We start from the raw sequence: 20,457 nt of genomic DNA, 5'->3' as shown, positions 1-20,457 counted from the left end.
TCGTTTCGGAGGGGATCTTGTGTTTCAATATGATTTTATGCAGCACGCGTTTATTGCAGGAACCATTGTTGCTGTTATGTGCGGGGTCATCGGTGTTTTCGTTATTGCAAGAAATCTCTCTTTTATAGCCCATACGTTCTCCCATATCGGATTTTCAGGAGCGTCCTTTGCGGTTTGCGTGGGCTGGCATCCCTTGAGCGGTCTCTTGCTCTTTACTACGGCAAGCGCGTTAGCCGTGGGCCGCTTGGGCGTTAAAGTTTTTCGCAGGGACGTATCGATCAGTGTAGTTCTCAGTATTTTCTTGGGATTAGGCATTTTGTTCCTGTCTTTATCGGCGAAGCAAGCAAGCACTATGTTTTCTTTGCTATTTGGAAGTGTCGTAGGAATAAGTGCCAAAGATGTGTGGGAACTATCTCTCCTTGGGGTTATCGTCCTTCTTATTCTTGGTATTGGCTACCGGATGCTTACATTCGATTCTTTCGATCCGCTCGGCGCCCAAGCGGCGGGTCTTCCCATCGGCTTCATTTCCATAGGATTCTTGCTGCTTCTATCCGTCGCCGTCGCCGAAGCGGTTCAAATCGTGGGAGCCTTGCTTGTCTTCACTTTGATGACAACGCCTGCCGCCGCTGCTCGTTATTTAACGAATTCCGTATTCAAAATGATCCTCTGCTCCGCGATTCTCGCAGTATTAGGCGTCTGGCTTGGACTTATATTGGGATATTATACCAAGGCACCCGTGAGCTTCTATATTACTTCGATTGAAGGACTTTTTTATTTTCTGTCCCTCGGTTTGTATCATTTAAGGGAGAGAAAACAAATGCTGGCGAGCAGTTAATAGAAATGACATATTTTTATGCGATAATGAACGCTGCCTTTGCCTGTGTCTTTTGAAAGGAGGTACGTATGCAAAACGCCGTTGTCCGAGCAGGCTTTAATTTTTTAGCCCTGATCTGTCTTTTTTACGTGTTATTTTATTTTATCGACGGGCGAATGCCATTTCCCCAAATAACCGATTTGACGGCTCTTCAAACCTTTAAAACGATGCTGCTTAGTATCATTTTGGAAGCCATTCCTTTTGTATTGTTAGGAGTTCTGCTATCCTCGATCCTGCAGGTATTTGTCTCAGAACGAATGATTCAAAAATGGGTTCCCCGCCATCCGGTGGCGGGTATTTTATTCGCTTGCGTTTTAGGACTGATGTTTCCGGTATGTGAATGTGGGCTTATCCCCGTTGTGCGCCGTCTCATTCAAAAAGGAATGCCTGCTTATGTCGGGATGGTCTTCCTGTTGACGGGTCCGGTAGTCAATCCTATCGTTTTTGGAGCTACATACATGGCTTTCCGCACGCTGCCTGAAATGGCCTATGCCCGAATGGGGCTAGCACTGCTATCCGCCTGCACGATCGGGGCGTTTATGTATCGGTTTATGACAAATAATCCATTGTAAATGGATCTGGCGGTTATGCATGGACATGGTCATCATCATCATTCGCATGAGCATTCGCACGGAAGCCGGCTCTCTCTTGTCTCATGCCGCGGATGAGTTTTTCGAAATGGGGAAGCTGCTCAGTCTATTTGTCAAAACGGGCAATCTGATTTATTATATTGCCCCTCGCATGGAAAACTATGTGAAATTTTCGGCAGTGGCACTATATATGATCGCTGTATATCAAGTATATGCGGGACTTCGGGCGATTCAGGGACATATCGCTTCCTGCGATTGCGAGCACCCTCCTGCCCGTTCATTTCTGAGAAATACGGCTGTCTATAGCTTTTTCATCATACCGCTAGCGCTCGGATTTCTTATGCCTAATACAGCTATGAGCAGCGCCTTGGCGGATAAAAAAGGCATGAACCTCAGTATCGGTACGACGCAGAAAAGTGGAGTCAAACCTGCGCAAGCGTCCGCTGCAACCGCTAGCACCATTTCAAACCCGGCTGTTACGGCTGCCGAACCGAAAAATGATCCAATAAAAACGGATTCGGGAAGTTTGGACGGTACTACTAGTGCTGCCGATCCACAAAAAACGGGCACCGAAACCGCCTCTTCAAAATCGGCTGATGGAACGCATCCTGCTCAAACATCCGGGTCCCCTCAAGAAGAAGAACTCAAAAAAATGTTTGCTCCACCGGATAAATTCTCGGAAGACTTGTCCCAAATCGGGATGGTTCTTTACGGATGGCCTGATATCCGAGCTGCTCCACTTTGTTGATCATATCCGCCGCGGTGATCTCAGCGGAATTATACTCGACATGGGCCGTCTCCAAAGCAAGGTTAACAACAGCTTTGCTGACACCCGGCAGTTTATTTAAGCCTTTTTCGATTCTTGTGGCACACGCGGCACATGTCATTCCAATAACATTAAAATCGGCTTCATCTTTAACGGAACGGTTACCAGGTCCTTGTAATGTTTGTTCCATACCAGTAACGCTCGCTTGGTTCGGGTTATATCGCGTTGTTTGCTGATTTTCCAATGGTTTTTCCATTTCATCGTCACCCCTTATCAATATACCCTCAAGGGGTATATTGCGGTCAAAAAAAATATGGTTTTAGAAGAGCGATTAATTTATTCATAGTAATCATGAGCTCTTTAATCACTTCATGATCGCCTTCTTGAATTCTTTCAATGACGCAGCTGTTCATATGGTTTTCCAGCAAAAGCTTCCCTACGCTATTCAGCGCGGATTGTGCCGCCGCAATTTGGTTTAATACATCGTCGCAATACGTATCTTTTTCAATAAGCCCTTTTATTCCGCGAATTTGACCTTCGATGCGATTCAAGCGGGAAATCAAATTGTTTTTTGTCTTCTCCGAGTGATGGCTCTTTCGTTCACTGGAATCGGTGTGATAGCATTCATTTAATTCATTTTCCAAATGATCCATGTAATTAACCTCCTCTGGTTACAATATAATATACCCCTGTATGGTATATCAAGTCTTTTTCAATAGTTTGGGCACAGGAGAAAAAGACCTCACCTGCCGCCATCCATCGCGTGGTTAAGGTCTTCTTCTCCTGCGCCGCGGCTTACTTATGGAAACAAACCAGCTTCATCTCCGTCAATTCCCGGATGGCATACTTCACCCCTTCGCGCCCGGTCCCGCTTTCCTTAACGCCTCCATACGGCATATGGTCCACGCGGAAGGTAGGAATGTCGTTAATCATGACTCCCCCTACCTCGAGCGCCTCTGCGGCGGCTAACGCCGTTCGAAGCTCCGGCGTGTAAATGCCGGCTTGAAGTCCGTAGCTGGAGTCATTGACCATCGCAACCGCTTCTTCCATCGTCGAAACCCGATTGATCATGACCACCGGGGCAAAGGCTTCTTTGCACGACAGATTGGCTTTGGGATCGACATGAAGCAATACGGTGGGGTGAACGATATTGCCGTCCCTTTTGTTGCCGGCTGCGACAATGGCGCCAAGCTTCTCGGCTTCGGCGATCCATTGCAAAGCGCGTTCGGCGTCGCGGGGACTGATTAAAGCGGACACATCGGTCCGAGGATCCAAAGGATCGCCTATTTCCAGCTTCGCTGTCTGCTCCGTGAATTTGCGGACAAATTCATCGAAGATCCGCTCATGAACGTAAATCCGCTGCACCGAGATGCAAACCTGCCCAGCAAAGGTAAAAGCCCCTGTCACCGCCCTCGGGATCATCGCATCCAAATCGACCCCTTGATCCACGATCAAAGCGGAATTGGACCCTAATTCCAAAGTCACCTTCTTCAAGCCGGCCTTGCGGCGAATCGCCATGCCTACCTCCGGGCTTCCCGTGAAGGTCACGGCCTTGATCCGTTCGTCCGTTACCAAGCAGTCCCCGATCACGCTTCCGCTGCCGGTAACCACATTCAGCGCTCCCGCCGGAAGGCCGGCCTGCTGCAGAAGCTCCGCCAGAAACAAAGAGGTCAGCGGCGTCTGGCCGGCCGGCTTCAGTACGATGGTGTTGCCCGCAGCGAGGGCGGGACCTACCTTGTGTGCCACCAGGTTCATTGGAAAGTTAAACGGGGTGATGGCCGCAACGACCCCCAAGGGCTGATGAATCGTATACGCGACGCGGCCCTCTCCACCCGGAGCGGCATCCATCGGGATCGTTTCGCCATGGATCCGCTTCGCCTCTTCCGCGGCGAACTTGTATGTCGTGATCGTTCTCTCCACCTCCAGCCTCGCCGTCTTTAACGGCTTGGCGGCTTCGAACGCGATCAAGCGGGCGCATTCCTCCGCCTTGTCCCGGATGAGGGACGCCAGCCTTTCCAATATCGCGGCCCGTTCATGCGCCGGCATGCGGGCCATCCGGGGCCTTGCTCTTATCGCGGCCTCGATCGCGCGGTCCACCTCTGCCGCATCCGCAAACGCGATCTCGGCAATGGGCTCGCCGCTGTACGGGGAGAATAAGGGACGGTAAGCGCCCGCTTCCACCCAATCTCCGCCGATAAACAGATGCTTCTTCATGCCGCATCCGCCCCTTTCCTTGTTATGAACGGCTTAAGCATGTTCTTAGCGCCTGCTCCATCACGTCCAGGCCTTCGGCCAGCTGCTCATCCGTGATCACCAGCGGACTTAGAATCCGAATCACGTTCCCGTAGATTCCCGCACTCATCACGATCACGCCATGCTGATGCGCCTCCTGCAATACCCGGGTAGTCAGCTCTTTATCCGGTTCCTTCGTGGCCGGATCTTTGACAAGCTCGATCGCGCTCATCGCGCCCAGGGTACGGACGTCCCCGATGCGGTCGAATTCCTGCTGCAGCTTGAAGAAACGTTCGCTGACCGCCGCTCCGATCGATACCGCCCGTTCGGCCAGCCGCTCCTCTTCCAGCATCTCGATGACCTGTAAAGCGGCTATGCAACCTAGCGGGCTTCCCCCATACGTTCCCCCGATTTCGCCGATGCCAGGTGCATCCATAATGTCCGCCCGGCCGGTCACGGCGCTGATCGGGAGCCCTGCGGCAATCGATTTGGACAACGTCATGATATCCGGTATAACTCCGTAGTGCTCCATGGCAAAGTTTTTCCCCGTCCGCCCGAACCCGGTTTGCACCTCATCGGCGATAAACAAAATCCCGTATTTCTCGCACAACGCCTTCACGCCTTGAACGAAGCGGACGGACGGAATCACGAAGCCCCCTTCGCCCTGAACCGGCTCCAGGATGAGGGCGGCGACCTCTTCACCCGGCACCTCGGCCAGGAAGAAGTCCCCGAATTTCTGCAGCAGCTGATCGTCCACCTCATCCGGCGACATGCCGGAGGGAGCCCGGTAGTAGTAAGGATAGGGCATTTTGTACGTGTCCGGGGCAAAAGGGCCGAAGCCGTGTTTATACGGCTTTACCTTGCTGGTCAAAGACATCGCCATATAGGTTCTGCCGTGAAAGCCGCGCTCGAAGGAAATCACCGCTCTTCGCCCGGTATATTTGCGCGCGATTTTGACCGCATTCTCTACAGCCTCCGCGCCGCTGTTCAAGAAGAACGTTTTCTTCTTATGGTCTCCCGGGGTCCACTCATTGAGCTTCTCGGCCAGGGCCACGTAAGGCTCATACATCACCACGTGAAAGCTGGGGTGTAGGTACCGGTCCAGCTGGGCCTTCAGCGCTTCCACCACTTTAGGAGGACAATGGCCGACATTCAGCGACCCAATCGCTCCGGCAAAATCGATAAACGTATTCCCGTCGACATCCGAAAGCAGCGCCCCCTCCCCTTTGGCCGCAAAGGTGGGAACCGTATTGAAAGGGCCTCTCGGCACATGCGCCATACGCCGCTCCAGCAGCTGCTGCGCTTTAGGCCCCGGCAACGGGGTCTTCATCTCAATGTATTTCGACGGTTTCTGATTCGTCTCCATCCCCTAACCCTCCATTCCATTTAACCCGCACCAATGAATTAAGGTCAATGCGATCATCTCGGCAGCCTCAAACACATGATCCAGCACAATGTGCTCGTTAGGATAATGGGCGACCTGCGTGATGCCCGGTCCGAACACGATGCACGGCGTCCCGCCCAGCTGCGTGAGCAGGCCCCCGTCCGTCCCCCACGGCGACGCTTCGATGACGGGCTCCTCCTGCCTGATCTCCCGATACTGCCGCGCCAGAACCTGCATCAATTCGTGCTCCGGATCGACGCTGCCCGGAACCCATCTTGCTCCAAACCACTCCACCGCAGGCGGATGCGCTTCGAACCAAGAGTCTTTTTCCCTCAGCCTCTCCATCCACCGGAGCATTTCCTCCTTGGCCTCCTCCAGTCGTTCCTCGGGTGCAACGCCCATTCTTCCCTCCAGCTTCACCGTGTCCGGTACGGAAGAAGGCCAATTGCCTCCCTGGATCACTCCGATATTAATAGGGATCGGAATCGGATTATGGGCGTATAACGGATCGGAGATTCCGGCATTCCGCCGCTCTTCCAGCTCCCGGATATGCTGCACCACCGCTATGCTTTTCTCGATCGCGCTAACCCCCTCATACCGGGTTCCGCCATGGGCCGAGCGTCCTTTGACCTCGATGCGGAACCACATGGAGCCCTGCTGCTTCGGAAAGATGCGCAGATTGGTAGGCTCCGGAATCAGTGCCGCGTCGGCTTGATATCCCTTCACGATCGCAGCCAGCGTTCCCGCTCCTCCGCTCTCCTCTTCCACGACGCTTTGAACAATGACGTCGCCCTTCAGCTTAAGACCAAGCCCCCGGAGCGCCCCGACAGCCAGAAGCAGCGAGACGTTTCCGCCTTTCATATCCGTAGCCCCTCGGCCGAACAGCTTCCCGCCCTCCACTTTGCCGCTGTAAGGATCATCGCGCCATTGATCGCGGTTTCCTTCCGGAACGACATCAACATGTCCGTTAAGAATAATCGAGCGTCCGCCTCCGGTTCCCTTGAGCACTCCGACCACATTGGGACTGCCCGCAAACCGGCTTCGCGGGGAATAAAAAAAAGGATGCGCTTCGAGAGTCTCTCCGTCCGGTTCCCACCAATCCACATCCAGCTCCAGCTCCCGCAATTGATCCGCAATCAAGACCTGCGCCTCCCGCTCGTTGCCTTGCGTGCTTGGAATGCGGACCAGGCTCTGCAGGAAACGGGTTCCTTCCTCGCGATGAAGCTCCATCCACTGATGTACGAGCTGCCGTAATTCGGCGTTCGAATGGGCTGCCAAGGGATTTCCCCCCTTCAAGTTTGGGTTTGCCTAAGCCTAACCGCTTCATCGCTTAAGCTATGGGATATACGTGATATGCTCCGGAACGATTAGGGAAGCTTCCGTATGACGGACAACCTCCTCGACGGTATAAGGAGACATGATTTCTTTCAAAAGCAAGCCCTGCTCCGTTACCTCCAGTACCGCCATTTCCGTAATAATCAGGTCGACGCATTCCCGAGCCGTCAGCGGCAAATCGCACTGCTTCTTGATCTTCGATTCCCCTTGACGATTGACATGATTCATCAGAACGATCACTTTTTTCGCCTTTTGCGCCAGCTCCATTGCCCCTCCGATGCCCGCCACCCGCTTGCCGGGCACGATCCAATTGGCCAAATCTCCGCGTTCGCCGACCTCCAGCGCCCCGAGGATCGTAACGTCGATGCGCCCCCGGCGAATCATGGCAAAGGCAACGGAGCTGTCGCAGTAGGAGGCCCCGTCGACAATCGTAATGGGGAATCCGCCCGCGTTGCAGAGAAAAGCGTCCTCTTCGCCCGCAGCCGGGCTCGGGCCGGCGCCTAATATCCCGTTTTCCGCATGAAAAACAACGTGGATGCCTTCGGGGACGTAATCCGCAACCTTGGTCGGGATGCCGATCCCGAGATTGACGACCATGCCGCTTCGCAGCTCCTGGGCGGCCCTTTTCGCTATTCGGTCGCGGTTGTCTTCTCCCATGCCCATCGCCAATTCACCCCTTTGCCCTGAATCACCATATCGACGAAAATGCCCGGCGTTACAATGCTTTCGGGATCGAGCCCGCCGACCGGAACAATCTCGTCGGCTTCCGCAATCGTCATTTGCCCGGCCATGGCTACGAGCGGATTCAAGTTTCGGCCGCTTTTATCGAATACCAGATTCCCGAACGGATCCGCTTGCTTCGCATGGACGATGGCCACGTCGGCCGTCAGGGCCGGCTCCACCAAATACGTTTTCTCCCCGATGGACACGGTGTCCTTCCCCTGCTCCATGATCGTTCCGACGCCGACATCGACCAGAATCCCGCCGAGCCCGACGCCGCCGGCCCGGATTTTTTCCGCCAGCGTTCCTTGCGGGTAGAAGACCACCTCCATGGAGCCTTCCTCCATCCTTTGGCCGGCGAACGGATTGGAGCCGATATGGGAGGCGATGACCTTCTTCACCCGCCCTGCGGTGACCAGCCGCCCGATGCCGATCTGCGGGAATCCGGTATCGTTCCCGATGATCGTTAAATCCTTCGTCCCCTTCTGAAGGATGCCCTCAATGATCGTCGGAGGCGTTCCGATGCCGCCGAACCCGCCGTACATCAGGGTGCAGCCGTCGGTAATCGCTTGAAGAGCCTCTTCGAGCGTCCTTATTTTGCTTAATCCGCTCCCTGGCCCGTTCTCATGCAGCCCCATCAGATGTTCCCCCCGTCGGACCCGCTGATTTCTTGCATCACTTCCCGCACCGTTTCTTCGAGAAGCCGCACGAGCAGGTCGATTTCTTCCTCGGAAATGGTGAGCGGCGGAGCCACGATGACGGCATCCCCTTCTCCGTCCACGCCGCCTGCCGCCGGATAAACGAGAAGCCCTTTGTCGAACGCTTTGTCGACGATCCGGGAGGTGACGGCTAACCCGGGCGGAAAAGGAAGCTTGCTGCTCCGGTCGGACACCAGCTCTATAGCGAGAAGTAGGCCTTTGCCCCGTACATCTCCGATGATCCCGATCGTTTCAGCCATTCGGCGCATCCGGTTCAGCAAATAGCTGCCCTTCGCCTTGGCGGACTCGACAAGCCGATGGCTGTCGATATAATCCAGAACCGCCAGAGACACCGCCGCCGATTGCGGATTCGCGCTGTACGTATGGCCGGACATGATGCTTTTGGACCCGTTTAAGATCGGTTCCATTACGTGATCCTTGACCAGCGCAGCCGCCATGGGCGTGTATCCGGCGCTCATCCCTTTGCCCAGCGCCATCAGATCCGGCTCGACGCCGAAGTGCTCCATGCCGAACATGGCTCCCGTACGGGCAATGCCGGTCATGACCTCATCGGCGATAAACAAGATGTCATGGCGGTCGCAAATCTCCTTGATCCTCTTGTAGTAGTCTTCGGGCGGTACGACGGCGCCGCCTGCCGCTCCAATGATCGGCTCGGCAATGAAGGCGGCGATATGCTCGGCTCCGATCCGCTTGACGACGGTTTCCAAATCGTCGGCGCAAGCGAGCCTGCAATCCGGATACGTTTTGTTCAAAGGACAGCGGTAGCAATAAGGAGGCGAAGCGACCGGAAGGTCCTCCAATAACGGAATGAACCGCCTTCTTCGAAGCACATGGCCCGACATGGACAGCGCGCCCATTGTAATCCCGTGATAGCTCATCCGGCGCGAAAGAACCTTATTTTTCCCCGGGCGTCCCTTCTCCTGCCAATGCTGGATGGCAATCTTCATCGCCGTCTCCGTTGCTTCGGAGCCGCTGTTTACGAAGAAAGCCCAGTAATCGCCCCCGGGCGCCGAATCGCTCAGCTTCTTAGCCAGCTTCTCGGCCGGTTCGCTGGTAAACTGGGAACGGTACACGAAGGAAACCTTGTTCGCCTGCTCCAGCATCGCATCGACGATTTCCTGAACCCCGTGCCCGATCCCCGCCGTCACCGCCCCCGACGAAGCATCCAAATAAGCCTTGCCTTGATCGTCGTACAAAAACACGCCTTTTCCATATTCAATCGTGGGATAGTGGCGATCCAATACCGGTTTGATCAAATGCTCACGCTTCATAAAGCACCCCCGCCGATCCGCATCAAAAGCCTATTTCAGAAAGATGTTCTTGATCCGAGGAGCTTTCATCAGCTCTTCATACCGAAACTCCGTTCCAAGCGCGGACACGTCATGCCAATACAGCGCCTCTTCGATTTGCTGCGACATGCCTTCAGTAACGTAGGTGAGGCAGTTCGGACACTCGATCGCCGGGATTTCCAACAGCTTCACCGCCGATTTGCCGTCCGGCATGATCCAGTAGCAATCCTTCACGCTTTCCCGAACCTCCTCCGAATCGCACCATACACAATTCATATGCGTCCGTCCTCCTTCATAGGGATATAGATCATAGCCGCGGCTGCATCCTTACGATGCAAAATGGATGCCAGCTTTTCGTTCGCCGGAAATGCAGGCTTCCGCCGCTCTTCAGGCTGCAAAATATTTTGCAGATGCGCATCGTTTTGCTGCAAAAATCAGAACGGTTACGGCAGTTCCCTCCGTAACGTACACCATACCGCCATGTAGAAACTGGCACCGTTCTTGCGAGCATTGGAATAGAACCGTTACTGAAAAGGAGGAAGCCGGATGCCGGGGGATCTGCCGTACTATACGAATCAAGTTGAGAATAACAGCGACCATAAGATTACCTATTGCCTTGATTTTTTTAACAAAAGGCTCAGGGTAGACGACTATTGGGGGAACGTCGATTCCGTCTGCAAGCGGACAGCCGAAATCGCCCGAGCCGAATCGTTAACCAAAGTATTCATTAAATCGCGGGAGGAGGATTGGCAAACCTTTTTATCGAAAGGCGGCATGCTCGAGGGGATTTATAAAGGCTATTTCCGCGGCCGCGACGCTTACTGCATGGCTTTCTATTATGACCTGGAGCGCCGGACGAGCGATTATTGGTTGGAGGAGGATCGGATACTAGAGCAGGTGCTGGCTCTCCCGCTCAAGCCGGACCGTCCCGCGGTGCCCGGGAACTGTACGATGCGCATCGCCCGAACGGAGGATGCCGGGCGGCTCGCCGCTTTATACGGTCAAATCTTCCAAACGTATCCGACCCCGATGAATGATCCCCTATACGTCGAACAAACCATGCGGGAGGGAACGGTGTATTACCTTGTGGAATCGGCGGACCAACTGATCAGCGCCGCCTCCGCGGAGATCAATACGGTCTACCGCAATGTGGAAATGACCGATTGCGCCACGCTCCCCGCCTATCGGAATCAGGGGATTATGAGGCTGTTGATGCATGCCTTGGAAGAGGAATTAACCGGGCGAAATATCACTTGCGCTTATTCGTTGTCCAGAGCCCTTTCTTTCGGCATGAACGCGGTGTTCTTCCAGCTTGGGTACCGTTATTGCGGCAGACTGACGAAAAATTGCGATATTTACGATAAATTCGAGGATATGAATTTGTGGGTCAAAGCGCTGAAGCGGAAAGAGGAACCCCTTCCTTAAATCTATATTCGCTTCCTTCTCACCGAAGAAGCAATGCCAAGCTCCTCCCGGTATTTGGTTACCGTCCGGCGGGAGATGTGAATGCCCTCCCGCCTCATAAGCTCAGCCAGCTTATGATCAGAGTAGGGCTTTTCGCGGTTTTCCCCAAGGACCCATTCCTTTATTTTCGCTTTTACGCGTTCCGGGGACGCCTGGTCTCCAAGGTCCGTCTGCAGCCCTATCGGAAAGAAGGCCTTCAGCTCGAAGATCCCCCAAGGCGTCTCTGCATATTTGCCGGACGTGGCCCGGCTGACCGTCGACTCATGCACATTCAAACGGTCGGCAATGCGCTTCAAGGTCATCGGTTTCAGACAGGAAGGCCCTTTCGCGAAAAACTCGCTCTGTTCCTCGGCGATAGCTTGAACAACGCGGATGATCGTCCATCGTCGTTGTTCCAGGCACTTCATGAAGAATCTTGCCGATTTCAATTTATCGTAAAGAAACGTTCGGGCCTCGTCAGGCTCCCGGCTCTCCTTCACCATTCGTTCATAGCGGGCATTCACCGAAAGCCGGGGCGATGCGGCGCCGGGAATCGACACACTGAACCGTTCGCCCGTCCGTTCGATCCTGACGTCCGGAATAATATAGCGGACTTCCCCTTTATGAAATGCTGCGCCGGGCCTCGGATTCAATCCCTTGATCAGCTCGATCGCAGCCCTGATTTCTTGGGTAGATGCCTTCAAGCTAACCGACAATGCATGAACGCGATAATCGGCGACCTCCTGAAGATGATTGCGAATTAATAAGGATACCAGAGGGAAGCATTCCGATAAGGACTTGACCTGAAGAAGCAGGCATTCCCTTAAATTCCTCGCTCCCACGCCGGCCGGTTCAAAGCTCTGCAGAATGCTTAGCGCCAGCTCCGCTTCATCCGGTTCCGCCTGCAGCGCTTCCGCAATGTCGTTCAAGGAGAGTCCGAGATATCCGTTGTCGTCCAGACAGCCGATCATAAACACGACCATTCTGCGTATCGTAGGGGAAATCTCTCTTATATAGCCCAATTGCTCCTTTAAATGCATTTCCAGGGAAATATCGTTCCATGCGGCTCGATGCAGCGGGTCATAGTCTTGGTTCCGGCCCATGCCGCGATCCGATATGCGATAAGCGCTATATGCATCCCATTCGTTATCGGCGTATTCCAATACCGGGTTCGCCTCCAGCTCCTGCCGGACAACCTCCAATAGTTTCGGCGTCGAGAGCTGAAGGAGCTTGATCGCTTGCCGCAATTGCGGCGTCAAACGCAGCTTTGCAGCTTGCTGCTGGAATAATCCGTATCCTGGGCGCATGCATATCCCCCCTTTTTTCGCTTTTGCTTATATATATGTATTCAAGAGCAAGTAAGGAAGGAATTTATGGATACGCAAAATAGACGACGGATCCCCATTTCTGCGTATAAGCGTCCGCCGATTTTATTGAGGAAAGTGATTTTAATACAAAAAAAAGAGCTTAACGGCACAATATATACGGAATGTAAAATATCATCTATATTCAGAATTGTAACCGCTAACAATTACTAGGAGGCCCTCCAGGATGAATAAAGCTAAGGACTCTGTCCGTTACGAAGCCAAGGTGATTTCACAGCCCATGATTGAACTATCGGGAGTCTGCAAAGATTTCTTAAAACCGTCCGGGGAAGTTCATTCGGTGCTCCGAAATATCCATTTGGCGGTGGCCAAAGGCGAATTTGTTTCGATCGTAGGACCAACGGGGTGCGGAAAATCGACGACTTTAAGCTTAATCGCTGGATTCGAGCCTCCGACCCAAGGCATGGTGCGGATTCGCGGCGAAACGCTCCAAGGCATCAATCCATTGGCCGCCTGTGTATTTCAAACCGAGAACGCTTTCCCTTGGAAAACCGTCATCGACAACGTGTCCTTAGGTTTGCGTTTAAGAGGGAAAGACAAGCGGGAGGCTTATGCGGAAGCGAGCAGATGGATCGAGATCGTTGGGCTTAAAGGTTTTGAAGGTCATTATCCCCATCAGTTATCGGGCGGGATGAGAAAACGCGTCGCGCTCGCGCAGACCCTTATCGTACAACCGGAAATATTGCTTATGGACGAATCGTTTTCAGCGCTTGACGTGCATACCCGGCATTTAATGGAGAACGAGCTTTTAAAAATTTGGGAGGAAACCTCCGCTTCCGTTATCTTCATCACTCACGATTTGGAGGAAGCGATTGCGCTCAGCGATCGGGTGATCGTACTTAGCGCGGGGCCGGCGGCTACCGTCAAAGGAGACTACAAGATCCATCTGCCGAGGCCGCGCAACGTGGCCGAGGTACGCTTTGATCCCGCTTTTATGAAGCTGCATGAACAAATCTGGAATGACTTGCGCGACGAGGTGATGATCAGTTATGCAGACGCTGCACGCAACAAATAGTAATTCCCAGGCGGAAATCCAGGCACGGAAACAAGAGCTCAGATCCAAAGCACTGAAGATGAGAGCCCGCAATCTCTTTTTGCAAATCATCGTTTTTATCGCCATATTCGGTTCTTGGGAGATCCTGTCGAGCCGAAAAATCATCGACCCGTTCTTTTTTTCAAGCCCGAGCGCCATCCTCGCTCATATCGTGGATTGGTTTGCCAACGGCACAACCCAAGGTCCGCTGTATATCCATTTTGTCGTCTCCTTCGAGGAAACGGTCATTGCCTTTCTCATGGGAGTCGTTCTCGGGGTCGTCGCCGGTTATGCCTTAGGCCGAAGCGATATTCTTTCCGTCGTGTTCGGGCCTTATATTCAAGTATTGAATGCTCTTCCCAGGGTGGTGCTGGCACCGATTTTCATCATTTGGTTCGGTCTGGGAATGCCCTCGAAGATAGCCCTTGGCGTTACGCTTACCTTTTTCATCGTTTTCTTCAACGCTTTTCAAGGGGTAAGGGAAGTGGACCGGAATCTGCTGAATAACGCCCGATTGCTGGGAGCGAGCAAAAGACAGCTGGCCCAGCACGTCATCCTTCCTTCGGCGTTAACCTGGATTTTGTCCAGCCTGCATTCCAGCTTCGGCTTCGCCTTGGTCGGCGCCGTCGTAGGAGAATTTATAGGCTCTACGAAAGGTCTTGGCTTTCTCATCGCCCAAGCGCAAGGTGCCTTTGATACGACGGGGGTTTTTGCCGGCATGGTACTGTTGTCGGTTACCGCTTTGGCCGCCAACTGGGCGGTTACCAAGCTGGAGAAGCGGTTTGTCGCTTGGCGCCATACCCGGCAATAACGGTTTATCATTTGGCGGCCCGGCCGCCAATCATGATAATAACTAAACCTTAAGGGGGACATTCCATTGAAAATGAACGGTAAACTTAGTTTAGGCGTTTCCTGCGCAGCCCTATTAGCTACGCTTGTTGCAGGCTGCGGACCGACGGCTTCGACGCAAGCGCCCAAAGCGGATGCGCCAAGCTCAAGCTCAAGCCCAAGCCCCGCTTCGGACACGGCTAAAGCTCCGGCGAAGCCGCTGCCTAAAGTTACGATCATGGTTGGAGGTTTGGAGAAGATCATTTACTCCCCTTATATGCTGACGGAGAAGCTTGGATTTTTCAAGGATGAAGGTCTGACCGTAGAATTGATGAATGAAGGCGCCGGCCAATCCGCCGAAGAAGCGTTAATCGCCGGCGAGGTCCAAGGCGTAGGCGGATTTTACGACCATACGATCGATATGCAATCCAAAGGCAAGGCTCTTGAATCCGTCGTGCAAATGGCGGGGATCCCGGGGGAACGCCTCATGGTAGCCAACACCTTAAAGGATAAAATCAAAACGTTGGCCGACTTAAAAGGCCATACGATCGGGGTTACCGGACTTGGCTCCTCGACGAATTTCCTTGCGAACTACCTGGTTACGAAGGGCGGGAACACGACCAAGGATTATACGCCGCTGCCCGTAGGTGCGGGCCAAACCTTAATCGCGGCGATGCAGCAGGGCAAAGTGGACTTGGCCGTCACCACGGAGCCTACGGTTTCCCTCTTGAAGGATAAAAATATCGCTTCCGTTCTCGTGGACATGAATACCAAGGAAGGAACGCTGCAAGCCATCGGCGGGAATTATCCGTCCACCAGCCTTTATATGCAAAACTCCTACGTTAAATCATATCCTGAAGTCGTACAGCATTTAGCCAATGCTCTTGTGAAAACTTTGAAATGGATGAGTACGCATTCCCCTGATGAAATTGCCGATAAGCTGCCTCCCGAATATTATGCGGGAGATAAGGCGCTGTATCTGACGGCGCTTAAGGAGACCTTGCCTATGTTTACGGCAGACGGTAAAATGCCGGCCGACGGCCCTCAAAAAGTAATGGAAGTGTTAAGCACGTTCAATCCCAAGCTGAAAGATGCCAAAATCAATCTGAACGATACGTATACGACCGAATTTGTCGACAAGGCTCTGCAATCCGTCAAATAAACCGGCAAAGACGTACTCCGCTCCTGCGGGGTACGTCTTTATTTCAATCGGTACAGCCTTTGCGGACGGCCGATCGCACCGTACTGCAGCAATTCCTCGACGATATTTTCCTTGGCCAGGAATGTCAAATAATTGCGTATGGTCGTAAGGCCGACCCCGGCAAGATGGGCGATTTCATCCGCACTAAGATACTCCGTTTGGTCGGCCAAACATTTTTTTATTCGATCCAAGGTTCTTTCGTCGATTCCTTTTTGCGATGGGGCTGCAGATCGTTTCGGCGCCCGCAGCTTCATGAGCTCGTGCAAAAATTCTTGATTCAGCTGGGTGCTTGAAGACAGCCGTTTTTTGAATAGGGCGTATTGGTTCAACGTATTTTGCAATTGGCTTAACGCAAAGGGATTAATTAAGTAATCGATAGCCCCGAGTCGCAATCCTTCTTCCACGATTTCGTGTTCCTTGGATGCCGTGATGAGGATAATGTCGCAAGGCAAATTGTTGCTGCGAATCGTCCGTAAGAGCTCAATCCCGGATCGATCGGGCAAATACACGTCAAGCAGCAGGAGATCCGGTTTCGACTCGGAGACATGAGCCAGCGCCTGTTCATAGTTGTGGACAATGCCAACCAGCTGATAACCGTCCTGCGAATCAATATATTTGCCATGCATCTTGGCAATCATAAAATCGTCTTCTACGATAACGGTACGAATAGATGAATGAGTCAAGGTCCACGCCTCCTATTTGGGTAAGCTCGTTTTTAACATCGTGCCTGAAGGCGAACATTCCATCGACAAGTCTCCCCCAATGTTGGTTACCAAACGAGTAAGCAGGGCCAGACCGAATCCTCGCCCGGCGCCCTTTGTCGTCACTCCGTCCTCGAATATGGCTGCTCCCAAGCTCGGATCTATTCCCGGCCCCGTATCGTGAACCGAAATATGAAGTCGGTCGCTTTCGTCATGGAAGCCGACCGTAATGGCGCTTGGCGTTGTCATGTTAGTGCCCGATATGGCCTCGAGCGAATTTTCAATGGCGTTTCCGAGAATGGTCACGATGATCTCTCGATGAGGGCATGGGTCCGGCAAGGAAGAGTCCGCGTCGATAACCAGGGCGATGCCGAGTTCTTTGGCCCGGTGCAGCTTTCCAATCAAGACGCCTACGATGGCGGAATCGTGAATTCTTGTCAGGAAAAAATTCAGCAGATTTCGCTGCTCTTCATTGACTTCTTCGATTAACTCCCTCACCATTTCGTATTCCTTCATTTCGATCAATCCCGAAATTAGATGCAACCGATTCATAAATTCATGTCTTTGGCTGCGCAGAGAATCGGCATATTGTCCGATATCCGCCAGTCGCTGATCAATCTGATCGAGTTGAAGCTTGTCACGGAAGGTGGCCACGGCCCCTATAATTTGTTCCATCGCGTACACGGGCACCCGATTAGTAATAATCAGGGTATCTCCTATCAGCATAGGAATATCCTTATGGATAACGCCTTCTTTCAGTACATCCAATAACCGGGACGTCGGAAGGATGGAATTAATCTCTCTCCCGTTAACTTCAACTCCTTCGATGCCCATTATTTTTTTGGCTTCGCGATTGCAGGTTGTAATCTTCCCTTCGCTATTGACAGCAATGATCCCTTCGTGAATGGAATCCAGTATCGCCGCTTGCTCCTGTGTTTTGAATGCGATTTCATGAGGCTCCATATTGAAAATCTGCTTTTTAATATGCCCGGATAAAAGGTACGCTCCCCCAAGACCGAAGATTAGCGCGGCTGCTCCGATCAATACGATCTTGAGAAGCAGCGTGTACATTTGATTCCAAATATTTTGCACGAGAAAGCCTACGGACACGAGTCCGATCTGACGATGGTCAGCACCATATATGGGGGTTTTTCCCCGAACGGTGTGGCCCAGACTGCCGATAGCGATAGAACGGATTTCCTCCCCGTTCAATACTTTCTGATCGTTTTGAGCGTCTTCTCCGTCCAAGGGTTTGCCGATGTTGCTCGGGTTCGGGTGGCTGAAGCGAATGAGGCTCATGTTGGTAACGACGATAAATTCGGCCTTGGATTTCACCCGGAGCCGTTCGGCCAGAGGTTGAATGACGGAAGAAGGATCGGGTTCACCCATCGCCTGAATGATTTCGGGCATGCCCGCCACGGCGTTCGCTAAAGCAAGGGCTTTATCGCCGGTATCCTCGAATTTTTGGTCAATCATGATATAGGATACAGCGGAGAGGACAAGCAATAAAACAAATAAAATATTCAATAAGACAAGAAGATTGATTTTAGATCTTAAGGTCGGCCTTCTGGTATATAGCAAACTACACACCTCATTGCAGTTCCTGTTTTTTAACTATATCTTCATTGTATGCGCTATCAAGAAAAATACAAGATCAGGTTCGCGGGTAACTGGCGCATAAAAATAGAAAAACGCCTTCCGGCGTTCTTCAATTTTATGTCCAATCTTCACCAATATGTTGCAATATTTCTTTTAATGCTTGGCTCGCGATTACGAACAATTCGGCCGGAGTATGATCCGGATACATACCGGAGTAGACTAAATGCGGCTCTAAAGATAAAAATCCGTTATATCGCATGCTTTGCAATTGCATTAACAATTCCGTTAGCTGCCCGTCTCCCCTGCCGGCAGGGGCCTCTTTTCCATTGTGAAGGGTGACGTCTTTAATATGAATATATTCGATATAAGGCTTCAGTACATGAAAGGCTTCCAACGTCGATTTAACTCCACTCTGTACGAAATTCCCCGGATCAAACGCTTGACGAAGGTTTGGCGAAGAACATGTTGCCAACACATCCAAACATCGCTCCGGCGTATCCCCGTACATACCGGATTCATTTTCATGCAGCAAAATTACATTCGCTTCTTCTGCACGTTTGACCATTTGCTTCATTCTGTACATGACCTCATCACGATGTCTTCTCCAGTCATCTCCCTGTGGTAATATAAAAGAAAATACGCGGATATACTTCGTATCGAACACCTTTGCTGCGTGTATTGCTCTTTCAAATGCACGGAGGTGCGATTCGAAGTCATCCATAATGCCAATTTTTCCTACGGGGGAGCCTATAGCAGATACACGCATTTGATTGCTCTCAAGTGCTGTCTTTGCCTTTAATAACTCTGCATCGTTTAATTTAAGCACATTGGTATTCCAAGCACTCCGAAATTCCAGATGTTTGATCCCTTCATCCATACAAACGGTTATCTGCTGCATCAAATCCGGAGAAATCTCATCTGCAAATCCTGATAATTTCATCATAGGAAGACCTCTCTTGCCAACTGAATTTATCATGATCCATTACCGCCCCTCATTCAGAAGGGACGGCCCATTCATTCTATTGGTATTGTTTGCTCATTACTACCAACTCGTTGTAAGCCTGCTCTGGGGTAGATTTGCCAAACATTAATTTTTCCGTAGCCGTTACGTAGTCCTTGGCTCTCCAGCCTGCCCATTTTTCAGGTATAAAAGGAAATGGCGGTGCATCCTGAGATCCTTTTGTCAGCAAATCCACTCCCAATTTATCAGCAGCGCTGAAGCTCGGTGATACGTGTTCAAGCACTTTGCTCGAGACAGGAACTCCACGACTGGTGCCGAGAATATCTCCCGCTTCATTGCTGTTAATGAACCAATCGATAAATTTTTCAGCTTCGGCCTTATTGGGTGAGTTAGAGCTAATGCTCCAATACATCGAAGGAGTTAACCATCCCCCTTTTTGCTTGCCCTTAGGAACTGTAACCATAGCATACGAGCCTGGACTCATGCTGTCTAAAGCAGTGGATTGCGCTGCATAAAGCTGTCTGATCAATACTTTATTTTTAACCATCAAGTCGTTTTGCGGATCTAAATCCTGATTCGTAACCGAAACTTCCGGCGGCGGTACAACGCCCTCTTTTCTTAACTGCACATATATCGTTTGGAATTGAATAAAGGAGTCTTTGTCTAGATTAAATTTGCCGTTATCAAGAATCATACTGCCTTTACCTTGACTGATTTGGTACATATCCGCCATTTCGATATTCGTTGTGGCATCCAGTAACGCATAGCTGTCTTTACCTAGTTTAGCCTTGGCGTCTCGCCCGAACTGGAAATACTCATCCCAAGTCCAATCATTATGCGGAGCTGTGATTCCCAGTTTATTAACAAGCACCTTATTATAGGCCATACCGTTAATGTTCTTGCCTAGAGGAATAGCATACAGCTTATTATTGACTTTACCGGTGTTAAGCAAAGAAGGCTCCATATCTGAAGTGTTGACATTCTTAAACTCAGCCAACTGATTATTTGTGACATATTGATTTAAATACGCCGGATCCATCTGGTAAATGTCCGGTGCACTCTTCGCCGCTACCTCAGTCGCGAGCTTATCCCAATATCCATCCCAGCCGGAATACTCAGGTTCAAAGGTAACATTGGGATGCTGCTTCGTATAAAGATCCAGAACTTTTAAAGTCAAGTCATGCCTTGTTTGTGCCCCCCACCAATCGATTCGCAGTTTAACCGGTTTGGCGGTATCACCTGCATTATTTGGAGTGCCGGATTCCGCAGTTTTGCCTCCGGAAGCTGCTTCCTTCTGACTATTGCAAGCGGTTACAGATAACATTAGCATCGCAGCGATTGCAGGTACGAAAGCCCTCTTGACCGATTTCCTCATGCATTCATTGCCCCTTTCAGCT

Annotated in this window: 21 protein-coding genes; 7 read left to right on the top strand and 14 right to left on the bottom strand. The window is 51.8% G+C overall.

Features of this window, described 5'->3' with window-relative positions:
- Positions 1-19 precede the first annotated feature (19 nt).
- The 3 genes from O9H85_RS21950 (at position 20) to O9H85_RS21940 (ending at position 2,212) form a co-directional block, all read left to right on the top strand.
- Entirely contained in the window at positions 20-835 is an 816-nt protein-coding gene (locus O9H85_RS21950; protein WP_269883563.1) for a metal ABC transporter permease, read from the top strand.
- Positions 836-903: 68 nt separating this feature from the next.
- On the top strand, positions 904-1,446 hold the full coding sequence (locus O9H85_RS21945; RefSeq protein WP_269883562.1) for a permease: 543 nt from the start codon (positions 904-906) through the stop codon (positions 1,444-1,446).
- Between the two features lie 19 nt (positions 1,447-1,465).
- Positions 1,466-2,212 carry a DUF1980 domain-containing protein gene (locus tag O9H85_RS21940; protein ID WP_269883561.1) on the top strand — a complete coding sequence of 249 codons (747 nt, stop codon included), beginning with the start codon at positions 1,466-1,468 and terminating at the stop codon, positions 2,210-2,212.
- Here the strand turns inward: O9H85_RS21940 and O9H85_RS21935 are convergent.
- The 9 genes from O9H85_RS21935 to O9H85_RS21895 all read right to left on the bottom strand — a co-directional run bounded on the left by O9H85_RS21935 (position 2,109) and on the right by O9H85_RS21895 (position 10,185).
- The gene (locus tag O9H85_RS21935; RefSeq protein ID WP_269883560.1) at positions 2,109-2,486 is read right to left on the bottom strand and encodes a cation transporter; all 378 of its coding nucleotides are present in this window, start codon (positions 2,484-2,486) and stop codon (positions 2,109-2,111) included. The genes O9H85_RS21940 and O9H85_RS21935 overlap by 104 nt on opposite strands.
- Positions 2,487-2,532: 46 nt before the next feature.
- A complete protein-coding gene (locus tag O9H85_RS21930) occupies positions 2,533-2,883 on the bottom strand; it encodes a metal-sensitive transcriptional regulator (protein ID WP_269883559.1) in 351 nt (116 codons plus the stop codon).
- Positions 2,884-3,025: 142 nt separating this feature from the next.
- Positions 3,026-4,444, bottom strand: coding sequence for an aldehyde dehydrogenase family protein (locus O9H85_RS21925; protein ID WP_269883558.1), 1,419 nt, complete (start codon positions 4,442-4,444; stop codon positions 3,026-3,028).
- 22 nt (positions 4,445-4,466) lie between these two features.
- The gene (gabT, locus tag O9H85_RS21920; protein WP_269883557.1) at positions 4,467-5,828 is read right to left on the bottom strand and encodes a 4-aminobutyrate--2-oxoglutarate transaminase; all 1,362 of its coding nucleotides are present in this window, start codon (positions 5,826-5,828) and stop codon (positions 4,467-4,469) included.
- 3 nt (positions 5,829-5,831) lie between these two features.
- Complete coding sequence (locus O9H85_RS21915; protein ID WP_269883556.1) at positions 5,832-7,124, bottom strand: peptidase; 1,293 nt, start codon at positions 7,122-7,124, stop codon at positions 5,832-5,834.
- A gap of 57 nt (positions 7,125-7,181) precedes the next feature.
- On the bottom strand, positions 7,182-7,844 hold the full coding sequence (locus tag O9H85_RS21910) for a 3-oxoacid CoA-transferase subunit B (protein ID WP_269883555.1): 663 nt from the start codon (positions 7,842-7,844) through the stop codon (positions 7,182-7,184).
- The gene (locus O9H85_RS21905; RefSeq protein ID WP_269883554.1) at positions 7,811-8,539 is read right to left on the bottom strand and encodes a CoA transferase subunit A; all 729 of its coding nucleotides are present in this window, start codon (positions 8,537-8,539) and stop codon (positions 7,811-7,813) included. The genes O9H85_RS21910 and O9H85_RS21905 overlap by 34 nt, the downstream gene beginning before the upstream one ends.
- Entirely contained in the window at positions 8,539-9,891 is a 1,353-nt protein-coding gene (locus O9H85_RS21900; RefSeq protein WP_269883553.1) for an aspartate aminotransferase family protein, read from the bottom strand. The genes O9H85_RS21905 and O9H85_RS21900 overlap by 1 nt, the downstream gene beginning before the upstream one ends.
- Before the next feature lie 30 nt (positions 9,892-9,921).
- Positions 9,922-10,185: a YokU family protein gene (locus O9H85_RS21895; RefSeq protein WP_269883552.1), complete on the bottom strand. Its 264-nt coding sequence runs from the start codon at positions 10,183-10,185 to the stop codon at positions 9,922-9,924.
- Between the two features lie 270 nt (positions 10,186-10,455).
- Here O9H85_RS21895 and ablB point away from each other — a divergent pair, with 270 nt between their 5' ends.
- Positions 10,456-11,334, top strand: a complete 879-nt coding sequence (gene ablB / locus O9H85_RS21890) for a putative beta-lysine N-acetyltransferase (RefSeq protein WP_269883551.1) — start codon at positions 10,456-10,458, stop codon at positions 11,332-11,334.
- A 2-nt stretch (positions 11,335-11,336) separates the two neighbouring features.
- Here the strand turns inward: ablB and rpoN are convergent, their stop codons facing one another.
- Positions 11,337-12,659, bottom strand: coding sequence for an RNA polymerase factor sigma-54 (rpoN, locus tag O9H85_RS21885; RefSeq protein WP_269883550.1), 1,323 nt, complete (start codon positions 12,657-12,659; stop codon positions 11,337-11,339).
- A 244-nt stretch (positions 12,660-12,903) separates the two neighbouring features.
- Between rpoN and O9H85_RS21880 the strand changes: the two genes are divergently transcribed.
- The 3 genes from O9H85_RS21880 (at position 12,904) to O9H85_RS21870 (ending at position 15,760) form a co-directional block, all read left to right on the top strand.
- Positions 12,904-13,752 carry an ABC transporter ATP-binding protein gene (locus O9H85_RS21880; protein ID WP_269883549.1) on the top strand — a complete coding sequence of 283 codons (849 nt, stop codon included), beginning with the start codon at positions 12,904-12,906 and terminating at the stop codon, positions 13,750-13,752.
- A complete protein-coding gene (locus O9H85_RS21875) occupies positions 13,727-14,581 on the top strand; it encodes an ABC transporter permease (protein ID WP_269883548.1) in 855 nt (284 codons plus the stop codon). The genes O9H85_RS21880 and O9H85_RS21875 overlap by 26 nt, the downstream gene beginning before the upstream one ends.
- A gap of 72 nt (positions 14,582-14,653) precedes the next feature.
- On the top strand, positions 14,654-15,760 hold the full coding sequence (locus O9H85_RS21870; RefSeq protein WP_269883687.1) for an ABC transporter substrate-binding protein: 1,107 nt from the start codon (positions 14,654-14,656) through the stop codon (positions 15,758-15,760).
- Between the two features lie 38 nt (positions 15,761-15,798).
- Here the strand turns inward: O9H85_RS21870 and O9H85_RS21865 are convergent, their stop codons facing one another.
- The 4 genes from O9H85_RS21865 to O9H85_RS21850 form a co-directional block, all read right to left on the bottom strand.
- The gene (locus tag O9H85_RS21865) at positions 15,799-16,482 is read right to left on the bottom strand and encodes a response regulator (protein WP_269883547.1); all 684 of its coding nucleotides are present in this window, start codon (positions 16,480-16,482) and stop codon (positions 15,799-15,801) included.
- Between the two features lie 12 nt (positions 16,483-16,494).
- Positions 16,495-17,976, bottom strand: coding sequence for an ATP-binding protein (locus O9H85_RS21860; RefSeq protein ID WP_269883546.1), 1,482 nt, complete (start codon positions 17,974-17,976; stop codon positions 16,495-16,497).
- A gap of 238 nt (positions 17,977-18,214) precedes the next feature.
- Positions 18,215-19,042: a sugar phosphate isomerase/epimerase family protein gene (locus O9H85_RS21855; RefSeq protein ID WP_269883545.1), complete on the bottom strand. Its 828-nt coding sequence runs from the start codon at positions 19,040-19,042 to the stop codon at positions 18,215-18,217.
- A gap of 76 nt (positions 19,043-19,118) precedes the next feature.
- Positions 19,119-20,435, bottom strand: a complete 1,317-nt coding sequence (locus O9H85_RS21850; RefSeq protein ID WP_269883544.1) for an ABC transporter substrate-binding protein — start codon at positions 20,433-20,435, stop codon at positions 19,119-19,121.
- Positions 20,436-20,457 lie beyond the last annotated feature (22 nt).

The organism is Paenibacillus gyeongsangnamensis (genome assembly GCF_027533625.1).
Lineage (GTDB): Bacteria > Bacillota > Bacilli > Paenibacillales > NBRC-103111 > Paenibacillus_G > Paenibacillus_G gyeongsangnamensis.
The sequence above is the reverse complement of the archived record's forward strand: the minus strand, read 5'-3'. Positions and strand labels throughout refer to the sequence as shown.